The organism is Rhodococcus sp. Eu-32 (assembly GCF_003336925.1).
Taxonomy (GTDB): domain Bacteria; phylum Actinomycetota; class Actinomycetes; order Mycobacteriales; family Mycobacteriaceae; genus Rhodococcoides; species Rhodococcoides kyotonensis_B.
On record NZ_QGNK01000011.1, the window covers coordinates 64354 to 83046 of the forward strand.

Genomic DNA, 18693 nt, shown 5'->3' on the forward strand with positions numbered 1-18693 from the left:
GTCAGCTCGCCGTGAGCTCCTTCGAGCGCAGTTCCTGCGGAACACCCTGTGGATACAGGACGACCTTGCAGGCGTCGCCGGTCAGCAGCTCGATCGCGCTTTCCACGTCCTCGAGCTCCATCCGGTGCGACACCAGACGCGACAGGTCGACGCGCCCCGACGTCACCAGCGCCGAGAGCTCGGTCCACGAATCCCAGATCCGACGGCCGAAGCTGCCCTTCAGTGTGAGACCTCGGCTGATGAGGTGACGCGTCGCGCTGAGTTCGACGGGTCGAGCCGTCAGGCCGACACTGACGACAGTCCCCTCACGCCGCGCCGCGTCCAGTCCTGCTTCCAGTGCGGGAAGCGCGCCCGAGCATTCGAGCACCAGGTCGACGCCTTCCGCCGGGCCGGTCAGGTCGCGAATGCGGTCGATCAGTCCGTCCCCGGCAGGGACCACGGTTCCCCCGAGCTCGGCCGCCATCGCGGCACGATGCGGATTCGGTTCGACGACCAGGACGTTCGCCCCGCGTGCCAGCGCAATCTGCAGTGCAGCCAAACCGATGGGTCCCGCGCCGCTGACCAGGACGTGCGCACCACTCAGGTCGAGACCGCTGCGCTGGACCGCGTGCATCGCACTGCCCGCCGGCTCGAGTAACGCGGCGGCTTCGAGGGACAGCTCGTCGGGAAGTCGAAAGCAGGTCGACGCAGGAACGACGAGACGCTCCGCGAACGCGCCGTCGATCGTCAGTCCGAGCAGATCCATCCGCAGGCAGTTGTGTGCGTTGCCGCGTCGACACTGATAGCAGTCCAGGCAGGCGACGTGCGTTTCGACGGCGACGCGGTCACCCACGTGCAGAGCGGACACATCCCGTCCGATCTCGACGACGACGCCCGCGCACTCGTGCCCGGTGACGACCGGTAGACGCAGACCGAGGTCGCGCACGGCAGGCCCGTACTCGTACGTCTCGCGGTCGGTTCCGCAGACGGACACCGCACCGACGTCGATGCGCACCTGGTCCGGGCCGAGGGGCCGATCGGGCAGGTCGTTCACCAGGTCGAATCCCGGCATGGGCTCGGTCTTGAGCACTGCGCGCACGTTGTGAGGCCTCTCGTTCCGCGGTGTGGGTCCGCCCAGTGTGTGCGTGACGCCGATCACCGGCATCGGGCCGGGAGTGAGGAAACGAGACGGGCTTTCCTCTTTCTGTCGCATCCGGACGTCGTTCGACAAAAAGAGGAAATGACGGTTCGGGTCCTCGTCGGAGGGCGGTTCTCCCGCGTGCCCTCGCGGACCACCATGACTGACTGTGGGGAAGTGACCTGCCTCACGCACGACGAGGAGAGGAAGCCACGTGACCGCACCGCACATCATCGGCTGGGCGCACACCAAGTTCGGCAAGAGCGAGAGTCCCGACGTCGAAGCCCTGATCGCCGAGGTCTCGTTGGCGGCGATCGCCGACGCGGGCGTCGACGCGAAGGACGTCGACCTCGTCACCGTCGGCGTGTTCAACAACGGCTTCTCCCAGCAGGGTTTCGAAGGCGCCCTGGTCGGCGCCGGACAACCCGACCTCGCGCTGGTTCCCTCGATCCACGTCGAAAATGCATGCTCGACGGGTAGTGCAGCGCTGTTCACCGCCCTCGACAACCTGCAGGCGGGTCGAAGCCGCGTCGCCCTCGTCGTCGGCGCCGAGAAGATGACCGCCACGCCGAACGACGAAATCAACGAGATTTTGCTCGCCGGCTGTCACCGCGCGTCGGAGTCGCACATGGGCAGCTTCGCCGGAGTGTTCGCCGACCTGGCCGATCAGTACGCGGCACGGTACGACGATCCCCACGACGCGATGGCACGCATCGCCGCGAAGAACCACCGCAACGGCGTCGACAACCCGTATGCGCACCTACGCCGCGACCTCGGGTTCGACTTCTGCAGAACACCGTCGGAGAAGAACCCGACCGTCGTCGGCCGACTGCTGCGCACCGACTGCTCTCTCGTGTCCGACGGCGCGGCGGCGATGGTCGTCGCATTGCCCGACGTTGCCGCCACCGCCCGACGCTCCGTCCGCATCGCCGGCCGTGCACAGGCGAACGACCATCTGGCGATCGCCCGTCGCGCCGATGCGTTGGCCTTCGACGGTGCCGCCAGGGCGTTCCGCGGAGCGCTGACCGACGCGGGTACGACCCTCGATGATCTCGATCTTCTCGAGACGCACGACTGCTTCACCATTGCCGAACTGTTGCAGTACGAGGCATTCGGGCTCGCGGCGCCGGGCAAGGGAGCCGAGGTACTCGCCGAGGGACGCACCGAGCGTGACGGCATCCTGCCGGTGAACCGTTCCGGGGGACTGAAGGCGAAGGGCCACCCACTCGGTGCGACGGGTGTGTCCCAACACGTGATGGCCGCACTGCAGTTGACGGGTGAGGCAGGGGACATGCAATTGCCGACGGCCGATCGCGCTGCGGTCTTCAACATGGGCGGCGCGGCAGTCGCCAACTACGCAACGGTTCTGGAGGCAACACGATGACGACGACGCGCAGAGCGGTCAACCTGGCCGAGATTCTGAGCCAGACCGCGCGCAGGGTCGCGGGCGGTACTGCCGTCGTACACGGTGAAACACGCTGGAGCTGGCGGCAACTGAACTCGCAGGTGGACTCGCTCGCCGCCGAACTGGAACGCCGTGGTGTGTCCAAGGGCGACGTCGTGCTGATCGACAGCCCCAACCACCCCGAGTTCATTACCGCGATGTTCGCGACCTGGCGCGTCGGAGCTGTTCTCGCACCGGTCAATTCGCGGCTGCACGACGACGACGTCGTCGTGATCGCCGGAGTGTGCCGTCCCGTCGTCGTGATCGGGCACTCGTCGACCCGGTCGCACGTCGGCGCGATTCGCGCGGCGCACGAGCTCTCGGGCGGAGTGCTGTGGATCGAAAGCAGCGGGGACGACGCGATTTCGGATGTGCCGTCGGGCATTCCGGCTGCGGTGTCGACGTGGGAGGGCGACCCGGCGTGGTACTTCTTCACGTCCGGCACGAGCGGAACCCCCAAGGCGGCGATTCTCACCCACGACCAACTCGGGTTCGTCATCAACAACCACCTCGCCGATCTCATGCCGACGACCGATTCCGACCACGCGTCCCTCGTCGTCGCTCCACTGTCGCACGGGGCGGGCATGCACATGCTGCCGCAGGTCGCGCGTGGTGCGACGACGGTTCTGCCGTCCTCGGTCAGTCTGGATCCGGCGGAGGTGTGGTCCCTCGTCGAACGTGAACGGGTGACCAACATGTTCACCGTCCCGACGATCCTGAAGGTTCTGGTCGACCATCGGGCCGTCGAGGAGCACGACCATTCGTCGCTGCAGTACGTCATCTACGCGGGCGCGCCGATGTACACGGCCGATCAGGAGCGTGCGCGTCGGATCCTCGGCGAAGTGCTGGTCCAGTACTACGGGCTCGCCGAGGTCACGGGCAACATCACGGTGCTGCCGAGCCGAGAGCACGGTCGGCCTGTGCCCGAGGGACTTTCGGCCGGCACGTGCGGATTCCCCCGCACAGGAATGCTCGTGAGCGTCCAGGACGAGTCGGGCACCGAAGTGCCCACCGGGGAGATCGGTGAACTCTGCGTCGCCGGACCCGCCGTGTTCGCCGGGTACCTGAACAATCCGAAGGCCAACGCGGATGCGTTCCGCGACGGATGGTTTCGTACCGGTGACCTCGGCGTCGTGGATGCCGACGGCTATGTCTACGTGACGGGGCGGTCGTCGGACATGTACATCTCGGGCGGTTCCAACATTCACCCGCGGGACATCGAGGAGAAGATCCTCACCCATGGCGCGATCGACGAGGTCGCGGTTCTCGGCGTCCCCGACCCGAAGTGGGGCGAGGTCGGCGTCGCGATCTGCGTTCTCGCCGAGGGCAAGTCGGTCACCGCGGAGGAGCTGACGACGTGGCTCGGAGCGAAGATGGCGCGATACAAACTGCCGCGGCACGTGCTGTTCTGGGATGCGCTGCCCAAGTCGGGGTACGGCAAGATCGTCAAGCGCACCATCCGCGACGAACTGGCGGCTCGCGAATGGGGGCCGTACGCACCGGTTCTGGAGGGGGCGTCGTGACCTCGACGTTCCTCGCTCCGCTGGTGCATCCCGGCCCTCGGGCTCCCCGGCGCCTCGAATCCGTGTCGTGCGCGACGGCCGTCGAACGGATCTCGCTCGAGCCCGGCCGTCGGTTGGTCGACGCGATCGACGACGAATTGGCGCGTCTGGGTGCGGATTCCGCGCAGGTCGAGTTGCTCGGCGGACCGTTGGCGCGCGTCTCGTACTGCATTCCGGATCTGTGCCACGACGGATCGCGTGCGGCGTGGTACAGCGAGACGCACGAGGCCGTGACGCCTGCGACGATCGTCGGCGGTAGCGCATCCGTCGGACGACGTGACGGTGAGCGGTTCATGCATTGCCACGCAGCGTGGTTCGACGCATACGGGCAGCTGCGCGGCGGACACGTGTGGCCCGACACCGTCGTCGGGACCACGCCGGTGGAGATCGTGCTGCACGCATTCGACTCGGTCGCACTGACCAGCGGCGAGGATTCCGAGACACTGATGCCGGTCTTCACGCCGTCGGCGTCGCGAATCGGCTCGGTGGCAGGCACGCGACGGGCCGTCATGACTCGGGTGCGTCCGGGCGTCGAGATCCACGATGCGGTGCGTAAGGTGATGGGGAACGCGGACATGCGTCGGGCATCGGTACGTGGAAGCCTCGGAAGCCTCGTCGGCGCAACACTTCTGCGCGACGGCGATCCGGTGTCCGTCGACGGCCCGGCCACCGAAGTGGCCATCGCGGGCCACATGGGACCGGACGACGCTCATCTGTCGGTGCTGGTGATGGATCGGCACGGCGGCGTCCACGTCGGAGAACTCGCCGAGTGCGGGAACCTCGTCGCGGTGACGTTCGAGCTTCTGGTCGAGGAGATCGAGTCGTGACGGGCCGTCTGGCGGGCAAGGTTGCACTGGTCTTCGGCGCCGGGTCGAGCGGATCCGGCGTCGGAAACGGCCGTGCCGCTGCGGTGTCGTTCGCTCGCGAGGGTGCGACCGTGGTCGCCGTCGATCGCAGCGCCGAGGAGGCCGAGCTGACGGCGAAGATGATTCGCGACGAAGGCTGCACCGCAGCAGCGTTCGGTGCGGATGTGACGCAGGAGGCCGAGGTGGCGGAGTGTATCGCTGCGGCCGCCGACGAATTCGGTGCACCGACGGTGTTGCACAACAACGTCGGTGTCACCACCGTCGGGGACATCACCGACATGGACCGGGCGACGTGGGATGCAGCGCTCGCGGTCAACCTGACCGGGGTCTTCCTGACGTGCAAGCACACGATTCCGCTGATGCTGTCCGCGGGCGGTGGCTCGATCGTCAACGTGTCGTCGACCGCGAGCATCCGGTACACCGGCTTCACGTATCCGAGCTATTCGGCGACGAAGGCGGCGGTCAACCAGCTGACGGTCTCGCTCGCACTCGAGTACGCTGCGCGCGGAATACGCGTCAACGCAGTGCTTCCCGGCCTGATCGACACCCCGCTCGTCGCAGGTCAGCTCGGTGGGGCGGATCCGGCGACGATCGAAGCTCGTCATGCCGCGAGTCCGACGGGTCGCATGGGTTCGCCGTGGGACGTGGCTGCTGCGGCGGTCTTCCTGGCGTCGGACGAGGCCGCCTACGTCAACGGGGTCTGCCTTCCCGTCGACGGGGGATTGGCGGTGCGAGCGCTGTGACTACGATGGCTGGAATGACTGCGGTAGAAGCCCTCATCGATTCGTTGCCGCGGGAGATCGTCATCTCCGATCCCGACATCGTGGCGTCGTACGCGCACGATCAGTCGCGGTTCACCGACAGCGCACCACCCGCGGCGGTTCTGGTTCCGCGAACGACGGCGGAGGTGTCCGCGTGTCTGGCAGCGGCACACCGTAATTCGGTGGCCGTGATTCCGCGTGGTGCAGGAAGTGGACTGAGCGGCGCAGCCAATGCGACCGCAGGTGCCGTCGTGTTGAGTCTGCACCGTATGACCGCGATCCGCGAGATCGACACCGTCGACCGACTGGCCGTCGTCGAGCCGGGCGTCGTGACAGCGGATCTGCGTGCGCGGGCAGCCGATGCCGGACTGTTCTATCCGCCGGACCCGGGCAGCGTCGCGTTCAGCACGATCGGCGGCAACGTCGCCACCAACGCGGGCGGAATGTGCTGCGTTAAATACGGTGTGACAGGCGATTTCGTGCTCGCGCTCGAAGTCGTTCTCGCGGACGGCCGAATTCTGCGTACCGGAAGGCGCACGGTCAAGGGCGTCGCGGGATACGACCTGACGCATCTGCTCGTCGGCTCGGAGGGCACGCTGGGCGTCATCACCGAGATCACGGTCAAGCTGCTGCCTGCGCCTCGCGAGGCCCGTACGCTCGTCGCGTCGTTTCCCACGCTCGAGAAAGCCGGTCTGGCGGTGGCCGAGATAGCGTCGTCCGGTTCGACGCCGTCGATGCTCGAAATCCTCGACCGCACAACGGTTCAGGCGGTCGACCGGATGACGAAGATGGGTATGGGTGAGGACACCGCCGCACTCCTGCTGGTGCAGAGCGACGACGTCGACGCCGAATCCGTCCTCGCGGCAATCGAATCGACGTGCGACCGGCTTGGTGCGTCCGACGTCGTCGTCAGCTCGGATCAGGCCGAGGCCGCGATGCTGCTCGAAGCGCGTCGTCTCGCGCTGCCGGCGCTGGAAAGCCTCGGTGACTGGTTGCTCGACGACGTCGCCGTCCCGTGCTCGCGCATCACCGATCTCATCGGCTACATCGAAGGACTCGCCGCAGAGTTGGGTCTGACGATCGGAGTGTTCGGTCACGCAGGCGACGGCAACCTCCATCCGACGATCATCTACGACGAGTCCGACGCCTCGAGCAAAGCCGCGGCACTGTCGGCGTTCGACGCGATCACTCGGCGCGCGCTCGATCTCGGCGGAACCATCACCGGCGAACACGGTGTCGGCAGACTGAAGTCCGGCTGGCTGGCCGTCGAGCACGACGAGACGTCGATGCAGGTGCAGCGGGCGGTCAAGGCTGCGCTCGACCCCACGGGGATCTTGAATCCGGGGTGTGCGCCTGCGGCACCCGTGCGCGCGAATGTATAGCGGGCTATACATTCGCGCGCACGTGGCATATTGGACACCATGCAGCGGCGCACGGGCGAGAGTTGGTCCGCGCGACCATTCTCAGGGGTAACCCCTGGGTGTGAGAGAACAACCGGTCACTGCGTCCGACGCCGGCAAGCACGCTCCGCGTGCCCCGCGGCGCCGAGTACGAAAGATTCAGGTCGCCCGTCGCCGCTGCACCCGGGACCGCACGGATGAACCCACGCGAGTTCACCACGCCGATGGCTGCGTTTCTGGCCGAGCTCGCATCCGACGTTCCGTGGACGCGTGACCGTCTCGAGGAGGCGTTCATGCCGGTGCTGGGGCCGAAGGCGTCGCGACTGGCGGACCGGTTGATCGACCTGTACCCGTCACCGCCGTTCGACGACGAATCCCTGTACCGGCTCATCGCGGATCTTCCCCGGTTGCCCGACAAGAAGTCGGAGGAGCCCGAACGCAGAACGTCCGGCCCGAAACCCTGGCGCTTCGACGTTCCCCGCTACTTCTCGACGGGTGACCTCGCGGAATCGTTGAACCTGACGATCGACGAGATCGAATGGTTCGCCGACGCGCAACAACGACTGAAGACGGCGCCGTCGACGCTCCGGCACTACCGGGCCACGTCGATTCAGAAACGGTCCGGCGCTCGGGTGCTCGAAATTCCGAAGCCTCGCCTTCGTGAGATTCAGCGAAAAGTCATGCGTCGCATACTCGATCAGGTTCCTGCGCACGGTGCGGCACACGGCTTCGTCACCGGCCGAAGCCCTCGTACGTTCGGGATCCCGCACGCCGGCCGGGACGTCGTCCTCGCCGCCGATCTGAAGGACTTCTTCCCGTCGATCGGAATCGGGAGAGTCGTCGCGATTTTCGACGCCCTCGGCTACCCGCGGACGGTCGCGTGGAATCTTGCGTACCTGTGCACGACGAGCGCTCCGGCGGGCGAACTGGCCGGCGTTCCGTACGAGACAGCGTCCTTGCTGCGAACCCGTCACCTGCCGCAGGGCGCCCCGACGTCACCCGCTCTGGCCAACCTGGCGGCCCGGATGCTCGACATCCGGCTCACCGGTCTCGCCCGTTCCATGGGCCTGCGGTACACGAGATATGCCGATGACCTGGCGTTCTCCGGAACGTGCGACGTCGACAGGGTGCTCTGGGTGGTCAGGCACATCGTGCGTGACGAGGGATTCATGCTGCATCCGAACAAAACCCGCGTACGACGCTCGCACAAGCGACAGCAGCTGACGGGCCTCGTCGTGAACGACTGGCCTGCGGTGCCCCGATCCGAGTACGACGAGCTCCGAGCGATACTGCACAACTGCGCACGGACGGGCCCGGAGGCGCAGAACCGTTCTGGGCACGGCGACTTTCGAGCCCATCTCTACGGCCGCATCGCACGCATCGGCGAGACGAGCGCTACGAGGCGTCGGAAATTGCTCGAGCTCGCAGAACGCGTGAACTGGTCCTGACCACCTGTTCGACGCGTATCGCCCGGTTCAGGAGGCGCGCGTCAGCTCGATCTCGCCGACGCACTGACATCCGCCGGTGATCTCGGCGCAGTCGAGAACGAGGTAGTGCCGAACGTACTCGAGATCCACGCAGCCTGGGTCGGTGCATTCCGCGTCGCCGACTGCGTGAATGACGAGCGTGCCTTCGCAGACGTCTGCGATGTCGTGCATGAGGACTCCTTTCCCTGTAGCCCCATTCCTATCACCGCGGTCCGACAAGTTCGGGAGAAGAGATGCGTGTCCTGGGTGTAGCCCGAGGCCGGTGCCGGTCGGGGACGGCGTCGATGGCACCGCCGCACGGAGCCCCTCGGCGCGGAGCCCCTCAGCTCGTGCCTGCGTCGAGCAAAACCGTCGCGGCTTCCTTTGCGGCGAGCGCGGATTCGGGCGATTCGGATATCGCCGCGGTCGTCTGCGCCCCCTCGGCCAACAGTGCAATCTGCAACCCGAGCTTTTCCGGGCACCCCGCCTCGACGGCCAATTCGGTTACGTAGGAGACGAATTCGCGCTTGTGACGATGTGCCGCGTCGGCCACTGCGGGCATGGTGGCACCCAACTCGCCGAACGAGTTGATGAACGCGCAGCCACGAAAATTGTCCTCGCGGAACCAGGTGTCGAGAAAGTCGAAGATGGACAGCAACTTCTCACGCGGATCGCTGTACTCGGCGGCCTGCGCGAGGATGCGCTCGTTCCATAGCTCGGTGCGGCCTTCGAGGACGCGCGCGACGATGTCGGATTTGGACGGGAACAACGTGTACATCCGCTTCAGAGAAATGCCCGCCGCGGCGCGCAGTTCGTCCATTCCGACGGCCTGCACACCGCGGGCGTAGAACAACTCGTCGGCCGCCGCCAGCACCGATGCTCGTGAGGCGTCCGTCTCCATCGTCACCAACTCCTTGCGCAGAGAACCAACGTTCTCTAGTGTAGTCCACGGCGAGAGAACGACCGTTCTCCTGCGGGAACCCTGACCCACGAGGAAGTGTTGCATCATGGCTTTCATCAACGTAGGTACCGAGAACAGCACCCCGATCGACGTCTACTACGAGGATCACGGCACCGGTCAGCCCGTCGTGCTGATCCACGGCTACCCGCTCGACGGCAACTCCTGGGAGCGTCAGTCGCGCGAGCTGTTGGCGGCCGGCTATCGCGTCATCACGTACGACCGTCGTGGGTTCGGCAAGTCGAGCAAGCCGACCGTCGGCTACGACTACGACACGTTCGCGGCCGACCTGAACGCAGTCCTGACCACACTGGATCTCAGCGACGTCATCCTCGTCGGATTCTCGATGGGAACGGGTGAGCTCGCACGCTACGCGGCGAAGTACGGCACCGATCGCGTCGCGAAGTTCGCCTTCCTCGCGTCGCTCGAGCCGTACCTGGTGCAGGCCGACGACAACCCGGCAGGCGTCCCGCAATCCGTGTTCGACGGCATCGAGGCTGCCGCGCGCGAGGACCGTTTCGCGTGGTTCGACAACTTCTACAAGGACTTCTACAACCTCGACGAGAACCTCGGCAGCCGCATCAGCGAAGCGACCGTCCGCGCGAACACGGCCACGGCTGCCTCCAGCGCGCCCGTCGCCGCATATGCAGTGGTCTCGTCGTGGATCGAGGACTTCCGCGCCGACGTGCAGAAGGTTCGCGAATCCGGCAAGCCGACGCTCATCCTGCACGGCACCAAGGACAACATCCTGCCGATCGACTCCACCGGACGCGAGTTCACCAAGGCGTTCCCTGAAGCGAAGTACGTCGAGGTCGAGGGCGCTCCGCACGGTCTGCTGTGGACGCACGCCGCCGAGGTCAACGACGCGCTTCTGGCATTCGTGAAGTGAGAGCTGTGCAAGCATGAACGAATGACCGACGGCCCGCGACCGACCGTGGCGACCTCCGAGTCCGTACGGCTCGGAGTGTTGCTCGCGGCGGTCGGCGGGTTCGTCGACGTCTACACGTTCATGACGCGCGACGGTGTGTTCGCCAATGCACAGACCGCCAACGTCGTTCTGTTGGGGATCGATGCGGCGTCGGGTCATTGGGCGTCGGCGCGCGGCTATCTCCCGCCGCTGATCGCGTTCGTTCTCGGTGTGTTCACCGCCGAGGCCGTGACGAGACCGGCCGTCGCGCGCATCGTGCGACGACCGGTTCGCGCGGTTCTCGTCATCGAGATCCTGGTGATCGCGGCCGTCGGCTTCGTCCCGGCGTCGGCGCCGAATGCCGTTGTCACCATTTCGATTTCGTTCGTCGCAGCCCTGCAGGTCACCACCTTTCGCGTGCTGGTGGATCAGGCGTTCAGCACGACGATGACGACGGGCAATCTACGGAGCTTCTCGCAGGCCGTGTTTCGACGCGTCGTCGCAGGTGACAAGGACGCCGGGGTGCGGGCGGCCAACTTCGGGACCGTCATCGCCGGGTTCCTCGGCGGGGCGATCGTCGGCGCACTCGCGGTGCGGCTGTTGGATGTTCGAGCCGCGTGGGTCGCCGCCGGGATGCTCGTGATTGCGTTGGCGCTGTTTCTGTTCGACGAGTGGCGCGACGTCCCGCGGGTCCGCGATCCCCGCGTATGACGCTACCGCCCAACCAAATTTACCCTCCTGTTGTGCGGTTCGCGGAGTCGAAAGCGCACAACAGGAGGGTAAATTTCGCAGGTAGCGGACGATCAGACGACGACGACCCCGTCGGAATCGCTGTAGACGATCTCGCCCGGGTTGAAGGTGATGCCGCCGATCTCGACGGGGACGTTCTTCTCGCCCGAGCCGGTCTGCGTGCTCTTGCGCGGGTTGGTGCCGAGTGCCTTGACGCCGATCTCGAGGGTGCGCAGGATCGCGGAATCGCGGATGGCGCCGTTGACGATCACGCCCGCCCACCCGTTCGCGACGCCTTTGCCTGCGATGATGTCGCCGACCAGGGCGGTGTGAATGCTCGCATCGCCGTCGACTACCAGAACGCCACCGTTGCCGGGCTCACCGAGAGTCTGCTTGACCAGCAGGTTGTCCTGGAAGCACTTGATCGTCGTAATCGGACCGGCGAACTCGGTGTGCTTGCCGAACTGGATGAATTGCGTGTCGCAGCTACGGATTTCGGGACCGATCTCGTCGGCCAGGTCTGCAGTTGCCTTGAATTCGACGGAAGTCATGCACGGGAGCCTAGTCGAGACGCCCGTGCCGCCTCTCGTACTCCTCACGCGTCCGGTCCAGCCTGGCCTGCGTGCCCGCATTGAGCAGCTCCGGGTCGAGACCGTGCACCAACAGGCGGTGACGGCGGTACACGTTCATCAGCGCGATCGCGAAGTAGACGAGCGGAATGAACAGCAGCGCCATCATCGCCAACCCGATCCACAGCGGACCGGGAACGAGCAGGAACAGGCAGAGAAGCGGGATCACGGGCAACGTGAACCGGATCATGTAGCGGGCCTGCGCGCCGTTGCCGACGAGATCCTCGCGGACCCAATCCTGCATCGACGGCGGCAGGACACGGCCGAACTGATAGCCCACGTACTGCCGGAAGTTCGGTCTCACACGGTGAACTCTACGCCCGAACCTCCGCGAGGACAGCTGCGCCGATCCCCAACGCAACAGCATCCTCGGCGACGGCCGCAGCCAGCGGCGGAACCGTCGTCGACGCCCATCCGCGGTAGGCGTGACCTGCATAGGAACCGGCAACTGCGGACAGGCCACCGATGACTGCCGCCGGGACCGGGTCGTTCCCCAGAGCGCGGGCGACGGCATAGGCGCCACCCGCACCCGCGAGGATTCGGCCACCGAGCGGGCCCGGATCGAGTCGCGACGGCGTCGACGGCAGCTTGTCCGCGACGAGCTCGCCTGCCGTGACGACCGCCGAACCCCCGACCGCCAGCCGCTCGTACGGCGATCCGCGGAACCAGCTCAACAGACCGACGCTGATTCCGATGGAACTACGAAACCCACTCGCCTTGCCTATGGCAGCGGACAACAGGGCCGAACGCACTGTCAGGTTCATGCGACGAGTATCGCCCGCGGCCGACAGGCCTGGCACGCGTTCGGCCCGATCCGTCACTTACCAGCCGCATTCGCGACGATCGCGTCACGCAGGTACTGCGCGAGACCCGGTGCGACGTCGTCGTAATGCTTGGTGAAGCGCTCGTCGGAGACGTACATCTCGCCGAGACAGACGTGCATCTCGTATCCGCAGTCGTAGTACTGCTCGATGCCGGCGCGGTGCCGCTCCGCCAACTCCGCTGCCTGCTCGGAGTCCGCCGGAACACCGGCCGTCATCGCGGCCGCGAAATCGGCTTCGAGAGCATCGGTTTCGGCTTTGACTCGCGTCCAGTCCTCCTTGGTGAACGACGCAGTGCGGGCCTGCGACTGCTTCCACGCCTCCGTCTGGCCCCACCGCTCCTCGGCTTCGCCCGCGTACTCCTCACCGAGCCAGTCGTCGCCGAACACTTCGCGCTGCTCTTCGGGGGTCAACTGAATTCCCATCTTCTTCGCCTCCATCATCCTGTCCACGGCCGCAGCCATTCGATGCAAGCGATCGATCCTGGCGTCCAACAACTTTCGCTGACGCCTCAGGTGCGCCATCGTGTCGATGGACGGATCGTCGAGGAGGGCGGCGATGTCGTCCAACACGAACCCCAGTTCGCGGTAGGTCAACACCTGGTGCAGCCGTTCGACATCCGACGCCGAATAACTGCGGTAGCCCTTCGAGGTGCGACCCGACGGCACCACAAGACCGATGTCGTCGTAGTGGTGCAACGTCCGAACGCTGATCCCGACGAGCCGGGCGACCTCGCCCACCTTCATATCGCTCACAGAAGACAAGCGTGGTACCTCCCGCAACGTCAGGGTCAAGTCCTTCTAGCGAACCACCCTGTCGCATCCGCCGGTAGTGGCACCCGCCAAGCGCTGCGACAACCAGTCGAATGCACCGGGACGGCCGCTGGTCTCCGCGCCGGCATGGTCACCGGGAATCTCCTCGAGATGTACCGACGCACCCAGCGCGCACCACTGATCCTGGACGGCTTCCGCGCCTTCCTTGGGAATCAGGAAGTCCTGCAACCCCTGGTAGATGTACAGGGGGGCGTCCGGCTTGACCTGCCCCATCCGGTTCTCCTCGACGACTGCTCTGCTGACCGGATGGTCGAACACGTTCGGGACGTCGGACAGATTCTGCTGATCCAGCAGGAGCAGACCGCTGTACGACAGGACGTCGACGCATTGATCCTTCTGGAGTAGCGCGACGCGTCGACCGTTGTCGTTGGTCAGGTCCCGCATCTCGGGATACTCCCGGGCCAAGCCCGACGAGGCGGCGGCGAACAGTCCCGACCCGATTCCGCCGTTCAGCGAACGCTGCAGAATCTTGTAGTCGGTCGGAGGGCCACCGAACGCGACGCCCGCGATGTTCAACTCCGGCGCGTACGACGGTGCGAGCTGTGCTGCCCATCCCGACGCGATCGCGCCACCGGAGTACCCGGTGATACCGATCGGAGCGTCGGCTGCGACGCCTGCGCTGTGCGAGGCGCGGAGGCCGTCGAGCACGGTGTGACCTGCGACGAGGCCTGCCGAGTACGCCTGCCGCGGGCCTTGATAATCGGTGACGACGACCGAATATCCGCGGCCCAGCAGGTCCTGAACCCGGTCGATCTCCTTGTTGGTGCCCCGCGGCAACGTGTACGACGGGGCGCACGTGTTGCCGAGCGAATCCGTCGCCTCGTTGTACGCGACGACCGGACGCGGTCCGCCGCCGGCCCACGGGGCGTCGGGGACGATGACCGTCGTCGCCGCGGCTATGGGGTTGTTCTTCGAATCGGTGGAACGGAACAGCAGTTGGGTCGACGTCGTACCGGGTTGTACGGCAACGCTTCTGGTGTTCAAGACGGTTCCCGGGGCCTGTGCCTCGAAACCGGCGGGCGGAGTGAACCACGGATCGCCCAACGGTGTCGGCAGATACGCGGCCGGGTCGCGCGGGGGAGTGACGAGATCCCCGATCGGGTCGGCCTGGACCGACGGTGACGACGCGATCAGTAGAGCTGCTGCGCCGACGAGAACGAGTGCTGCACGCACTGAAATCCCCCACCCATGTTCGTTCCGAGCGCCCCGACGCCTAGGAAAGACCGTGGCCCATGGTGCCACATGGTTCGGCGTGGGCGTGGTGTTCCAGTCTCGTTGCGCTCCGCGCGGGATCCCGCCGCCGGGCGACCGAAACCGGTACACGGTGCCCACCCGTTCGAGATGCACGCTGTGATCCGAGCCACCGAGGGGGTAGTTTGTCTGTAACTCGAAGAACTACTCACCAGTAGGGGTGCAAAATGCCAGCTCCGAGCGCTGCGACCTTCTCGCGGCTCGCTGAACTGTCCGCTATCACCGACGTCGACGCACGGGCGACGAAGTCCATCACGGAGGTGTTCACCGGCAAGGAGCTCGCTACCATCCCGGTCGGCACCGCCGAGGACGTGCACGCAGCGATCGCTCGCGCACGCGTCGCACAGAAGGCGTGGGCCAAGCGTCCGGTCTCCGAGCGCGCCGAGATCTTCCATCGATACCGCGACCTGGTGCTGGCCCACCGTGAAGAGCTGATGGACATGGCGCAGGCCGAGACCGGCAAGTCGCGCGCCGCGGCCCAGGAAGAAGTGCTCGATATCGCGATGACGTCGCGTCACTACGCACGGACGGCCGCGAAGCTGCTCGCGCCGAAGCGCGTCACCGGCATGCTGCCCGTGCTGACCAAGACCACCGTGCACTACCAGCCGAAGGGCGTCGTCGGCGTCATCTCGCCGTGGAACTATCCGATGACCCTTGCGGTGTCCGACGCGATCGCCGCGCTGTTGGCGGGCAACGCCGTCGTCCTCAAGCCGGATTCGCAGACCCCCTACTGCGCGCTGGCGTGCGTCGAGCTGCTGTACAAGGCCGGGTTGCCGCGTGACCTCTTCGCCGTCGTGCCCGGTCCGGGATCGGTCGTCGGAAACGCCATCGTCGAGAACACCGAATACGTCATGTTCACCGGATCCACCGCGACCGGCCAGCATCTCGCAGAGCAAGCGGGGCGTCGCCTCATCGGTTTCTCCGCCGAGCTCGGAGGCAAGAACGCCATGATCGTCGCCCGTGGCGCCAATCTCCGAGAGGTGTCCGACGCGGCCGTGCGTGCCTGCTTCTCCAACTCCGGCCAGCTGTGCATCTCGATCGAACGCATCTACGTCGAGCGGTCCATCGCCGACGAGTTCACCGCGAAGTTCGGGCAGCGTGTGAAAGACATGACGGTCGGGCCGGGCTACGAGTTCGGCATCGAAATGGGCAGCCTCATCTCCGAGGATCAGGTCAAGACCGTCTCGGCGCACGTCGACGACGCAAAGGTCAAGGGCGCCAAGGTCATTGCGGGCGGCAATGCGCGCCCCGACCTCGGACCGCTGTTCTTCGAGCCGACCGTGCTGACCGATGTGCCCGAGGACGCGGAGTGCGCGGCCAACGAGACGTTCGGTCCGCTGGTGTCGATCTATCCGGTCGCCGACGTCGAGGAAGCCATCGCGAAGGCCAACGACACCGACTACGGACTCAACGCCAGCGTCTGGGCGAAGACCAAAGCTCAGGGCGAGGCCATCGCTGCTCGATTGCATTCCGGCACGGTGAACGTCGACGAAGGCTACGCGCCCGCATGGGGTACGACGGCTGCCCCGATGGGCGGCATGGGTGTCTCCGGCATGGGCCGGCGACACGGAGCCGACGGTCTGCTCAAGTACACGGAATCGCAGACCATCGCGACGACGCGTCTGCTCAACCTCGGTGGGCCGCGCGGACTGTCGCCCAAGGTATGGGCGAAGATCATGCCCCCGTTCGTCAAGGCGCTCAAGTACCTGCCGGGTCGGTAGGGCGGGGTGTCGGGGCGTCCTGCCGCCGGCGCTCCGGTGACCGAATGTCACCTTCGGTCACTTGGGCGCGGGCGGATACCACCGAGGGCGTCCCTCGGTCACTCTGAGTGAGCGAGGGGGTCCTTCGGTCAATCGGCGGGCCGGACACTAGCGAGGGCGTCCTTCGGTCACTTCGAGTGACCCTATGTGACATTCGGTCACTTCAGAGCGGCGGCGGTAGTGAAACCAACGAAGCCCGCACACCGAGGGTGTGCGGGCTTCGTCGTGGGTGGAACTAGTTGACCTTGTGGCCGTTGAGTTCCGAGTGCACGAAGTGGTGCGGATCCGGAATGTGAGCGTCGCCGAGTACCCGGGCGATCTGGTCCTCGCTGAGGCCCAGGCGCCGGAGTCGTTCGCAGACCGCGTCGAAGTCGAGCATCTTCGCGTCGAGTTCCTGCTGGAGGGCGACGACCTCTGCGCGGATGGCCTCGGCTTCGTCGAGTGCCTGCAGGGTGTCCTTGGGCTCCGGCAGGAGAAGGTTCAGCAGTCGATCACGTGCGTCGGTGCTGAGTCCCTCGAACGGTGCCGATCCTGCGGGTGCTTCGTGGCGTCCTACGATGTCGCGCTCGGGCGCAAGGTACTCACGAGCCTCGCCGAACGACGGGATCTCTGCGACTTCTTCGTCGGCTGCCGGTGCCTGAGCGATGTCGATCGTCTTGCGCAGCGGGCGGTTCGGGATGAACAGGACCGCGAGCAGCGTGATGATCGCGACGAATCCGGCGATGAGGAAGATGCGTCCGGTGGCGTCACCGTAGGCGGTACGGATGACCAGCGCGACCGGGGCCGGAAGTGCACCGAGGTCGAGCGATCCACCGCCGCTGCCCGAACTCTGAATGCCGAGTTCGGCAAGGCCGCTCTGCGACAACGTTCCGACGCGGGTGGCGAGCAGCGATCCGAGGACGGAGACGCCGATCGCGCCACCGAAGGTTCGGAAGAACGCGACGGTCGACGACGCGGCACCGATGTTGTGCACGCTGACCGTGTTCTGCACTGCGAGAACGAGGTTCTGCATCAGCATGCCGGTGCCGAGTCCGACGATGGTGATGAATCCGCCGACGACCCACAGGCTCGTCTCGTGGTCGATCGTGCCGAGCAGCATGAAGCCGACGATCAGCAGGACGGAACCGATGACGATGAAGGGCTTCCACTTACCGAACTTGGTGATGAGCTGTCCGGATCCGACTGTGGCGACGAGCATTCCGGCGACCATCGGCAGCGACAGCAGGCCTGCTTCGGTCGGGGAGTAGCCGCGGGCGGTCTGGAAGTACTGGCCCAGGAAGGTCGTCGCACCGAACAGGCCGACGCCGACTGCGATGGACGCGATGATGGCGAGCCCGGTGGTGCGTTCGGTGACGATCTTCAGCGGGATGATCGGCGACTTGACCTTGGCTTCGACGATGACGGTCAGGATGAGCAGCAGCACACCGACGCCGACGAGGATGGCGGATTCACGCGACATCCATGCGTAGTAGTCGGCCTTGCCTGCGAACGAGACCCAGACCAGCAGGACGGACACGCCTGCGGTGAGGAGCAGCGCACCCATCCAGTCGATGGAGACGTCGTCCTTGCGTTCGGTCTTCATGTGCAGCGTCTTCTGCAGCAGTCCGAGGGCGATGACGGCCAGCGGCACGCAGACGAAGAAGCACCAGCGCCACCCCAGCGGGCTGTCGACGATGACGCCACCGAGGATCGGGCCGCCGGACATGGACACTGCCATGACGGCACCGGTGTAGCCGGAGTATCGACCGCGGTCACGCGGGGAGACGATCGAGCCGATGATGGCGATGACGAGTGCCGTCAGACCGCCCATGCCGATGCCCTGGATGACGCGTGCCACCAGCAGAATTGCGACGTTGTGCGCGAATCCGGCCATGACCGAGCCGATGACGAAGATGACGATCGCCGTCTGGACGAGGACTTTCTTGTTGAACAGGTCGGCGAGCTTGCCCCAGATGGGGGTCGACGCCGCGTTGGCGAGCAGCGCGGTGGTGATGACCCAGGCGTATGCGGTCTGGGATCCCTGCAGGTCGCCGATGATCGTCGGCAGCGCGGTGGCGACGATCGTGGTGCTCAGCAGCGCGGTGAACAGTGCTGCCAGCAGGCCGGTGAGGGCTTCGAGGATTTCGCGGTGGGACATCGCGTCCGGTTCGGACGCCTGAAGATTGGGCGGCGCTTCGGTGGTGGTCATT

The 18693-nt window shown here is 66.0% G+C and carries 18 protein-coding genes; 9 read left to right on the forward strand and 9 right to left on the reverse strand.

Annotation, left to right across the window (positions count from 1 at the left end; translation table 11 throughout):
- Position 1: 1 nt before the first annotated feature.
- Positions 2 to 1192, reverse strand: coding sequence for an alcohol dehydrogenase catalytic domain-containing protein (locus tag DK926_RS14885; RefSeq protein WP_243636821.1), 1191 nt, complete (start codon positions 1190 to 1192; stop codon positions 2 to 4).
- A gap of 139 nt (positions 1193 to 1331) precedes the next feature.
- Here DK926_RS14885 and DK926_RS14890 point away from each other — a divergent pair, with 139 nt between their 5' ends.
- The 6 genes from DK926_RS14890 to DK926_RS14915 all read left to right on the forward strand — a co-directional run bounded on the left by DK926_RS14890 (position 1332) and on the right by DK926_RS14915 (position 8598).
- Positions 1332 to 2501: a thiolase domain-containing protein gene (locus DK926_RS14890; RefSeq protein WP_114331070.1), complete on the forward strand. Its 1170-nt coding sequence runs from the start codon at positions 1332 to 1334 to the stop codon at positions 2499 to 2501.
- Entirely contained in the window at positions 2498 to 4084 is a 1587-nt protein-coding gene (locus tag DK926_RS14895; RefSeq protein ID WP_114331071.1) for an AMP-binding protein, read from the forward strand. Before DK926_RS14890 ends, DK926_RS14895 begins: the two co-directional genes overlap by 4 nt.
- Positions 4081 to 4950, forward strand: a complete 870-nt coding sequence (locus tag DK926_RS14900) for a DUF296 domain-containing protein (protein WP_243636822.1) — start codon at positions 4081 to 4083, stop codon at positions 4948 to 4950. Before DK926_RS14895 ends, DK926_RS14900 begins: the two co-directional genes overlap by 4 nt.
- Positions 4947 to 5732, forward strand: coding sequence for an SDR family NAD(P)-dependent oxidoreductase (locus tag DK926_RS14905; protein ID WP_068429842.1), 786 nt, complete (start codon positions 4947 to 4949; stop codon positions 5730 to 5732). The genes DK926_RS14900 and DK926_RS14905 overlap by 4 nt, the downstream gene beginning before the upstream one ends.
- 14 nt (positions 5733 to 5746) lie before the next feature.
- A complete protein-coding gene (locus tag DK926_RS14910) occupies positions 5747 to 7132 on the forward strand; it encodes an FAD-linked oxidase C-terminal domain-containing protein (protein WP_114331152.1) in 1386 nt (461 codons plus the stop codon).
- A 215-nt stretch (positions 7133 to 7347) separates the two neighbouring features.
- Complete coding sequence (locus DK926_RS14915; protein WP_243636823.1) at positions 7348 to 8598, forward strand: reverse transcriptase family protein; 1251 nt, start codon at positions 7348 to 7350, stop codon at positions 8596 to 8598.
- Between the two features lie 27 nt (positions 8599 to 8625).
- Here DK926_RS14915 and DK926_RS14920 read toward each other — a convergent pair whose 3' ends face one another.
- Complete coding sequence (locus DK926_RS14920; protein ID WP_068429847.1) at positions 8626 to 8808, reverse strand: hypothetical protein; 183 nt, start codon at positions 8806 to 8808, stop codon at positions 8626 to 8628.
- Between the two features lie 151 nt (positions 8809 to 8959).
- A complete protein-coding gene (locus tag DK926_RS14925) occupies positions 8960 to 9517 on the reverse strand; it encodes a TetR/AcrR family transcriptional regulator (protein WP_207890830.1) in 558 nt (185 codons plus the stop codon).
- Between the two features lie 106 nt (positions 9518 to 9623).
- Here DK926_RS14925 and DK926_RS14930 point away from each other — a divergent pair, with 106 nt between their 5' ends.
- Together DK926_RS14930 and DK926_RS14935 are read left to right on the forward strand one after the other, a co-directional pair.
- Complete coding sequence (locus tag DK926_RS14930) at positions 9624 to 10463, forward strand: alpha/beta hydrolase (protein WP_068429849.1); 840 nt, start codon at positions 9624 to 9626, stop codon at positions 10461 to 10463.
- A 21-nt stretch (positions 10464 to 10484) separates the two neighbouring features.
- Positions 10485 to 11192, forward strand: a complete 708-nt coding sequence (locus tag DK926_RS14935) for a YoaK family protein (protein WP_114331073.1) — start codon at positions 10485 to 10487, stop codon at positions 11190 to 11192.
- A gap of 92 nt (positions 11193 to 11284) precedes the next feature.
- On the opposite strand, the gene rraA is transcribed toward DK926_RS14935, so the two are convergent.
- The 5 genes from rraA to DK926_RS14960 are packed head-to-tail and all read right to left on the reverse strand — an operon-like array spanning position 11285 to position 14666.
- Complete coding sequence (rraA, locus tag DK926_RS14940; RefSeq protein ID WP_114331074.1) at positions 11285 to 11761, reverse strand: ribonuclease E activity regulator RraA; 477 nt, start codon at positions 11759 to 11761, stop codon at positions 11285 to 11287.
- Between the two features lie 10 nt (positions 11762 to 11771).
- Positions 11772 to 12143 carry a DUF5313 family protein gene (locus DK926_RS14945; protein ID WP_068429858.1) on the reverse strand — a complete coding sequence of 124 codons (372 nt, stop codon included), beginning with the start codon at positions 12141 to 12143 and terminating at the stop codon, positions 11772 to 11774.
- Positions 12144 to 12153: 10 nt separating this feature from the next.
- Positions 12154 to 12603, reverse strand: a complete 450-nt coding sequence (locus tag DK926_RS14950; RefSeq protein WP_114331155.1) for a hypothetical protein — start codon at positions 12601 to 12603, stop codon at positions 12154 to 12156.
- A 53-nt stretch (positions 12604 to 12656) separates the two neighbouring features.
- On the reverse strand, positions 12657 to 13415 hold the full coding sequence (locus DK926_RS14955; protein WP_243636824.1) for a MerR family transcriptional regulator: 759 nt from the start codon (positions 13413 to 13415) through the stop codon (positions 12657 to 12659).
- Between the two features lie 45 nt (positions 13416 to 13460).
- Positions 13461 to 14666: a lipase family protein gene (locus DK926_RS14960; protein WP_243636825.1), complete on the reverse strand. Its 1206-nt coding sequence runs from the start codon at positions 14664 to 14666 to the stop codon at positions 13461 to 13463.
- 245 nt (positions 14667 to 14911) lie between these two features.
- On the opposite strand from DK926_RS14960, the gene DK926_RS14965 reads away from it, so the two are divergent.
- Positions 14912 to 16465 (forward strand): succinic semialdehyde dehydrogenase, encoded by a 1554-nt coding sequence (locus tag DK926_RS14965; protein ID WP_114331076.1) that lies wholly within the window; start codon positions 14912 to 14914, stop codon positions 16463 to 16465.
- A 274-nt stretch (positions 16466 to 16739) separates the two neighbouring features.
- Here the strand turns inward: DK926_RS14965 and DK926_RS14970 are convergent, their stop codons facing one another.
- Entirely contained in the window at positions 16740 to 18692 is a 1953-nt protein-coding gene (locus DK926_RS14970; protein WP_114331077.1) for an MDR family MFS transporter, read from the reverse strand.
- Position 18693 lies beyond the last annotated feature (1 nt).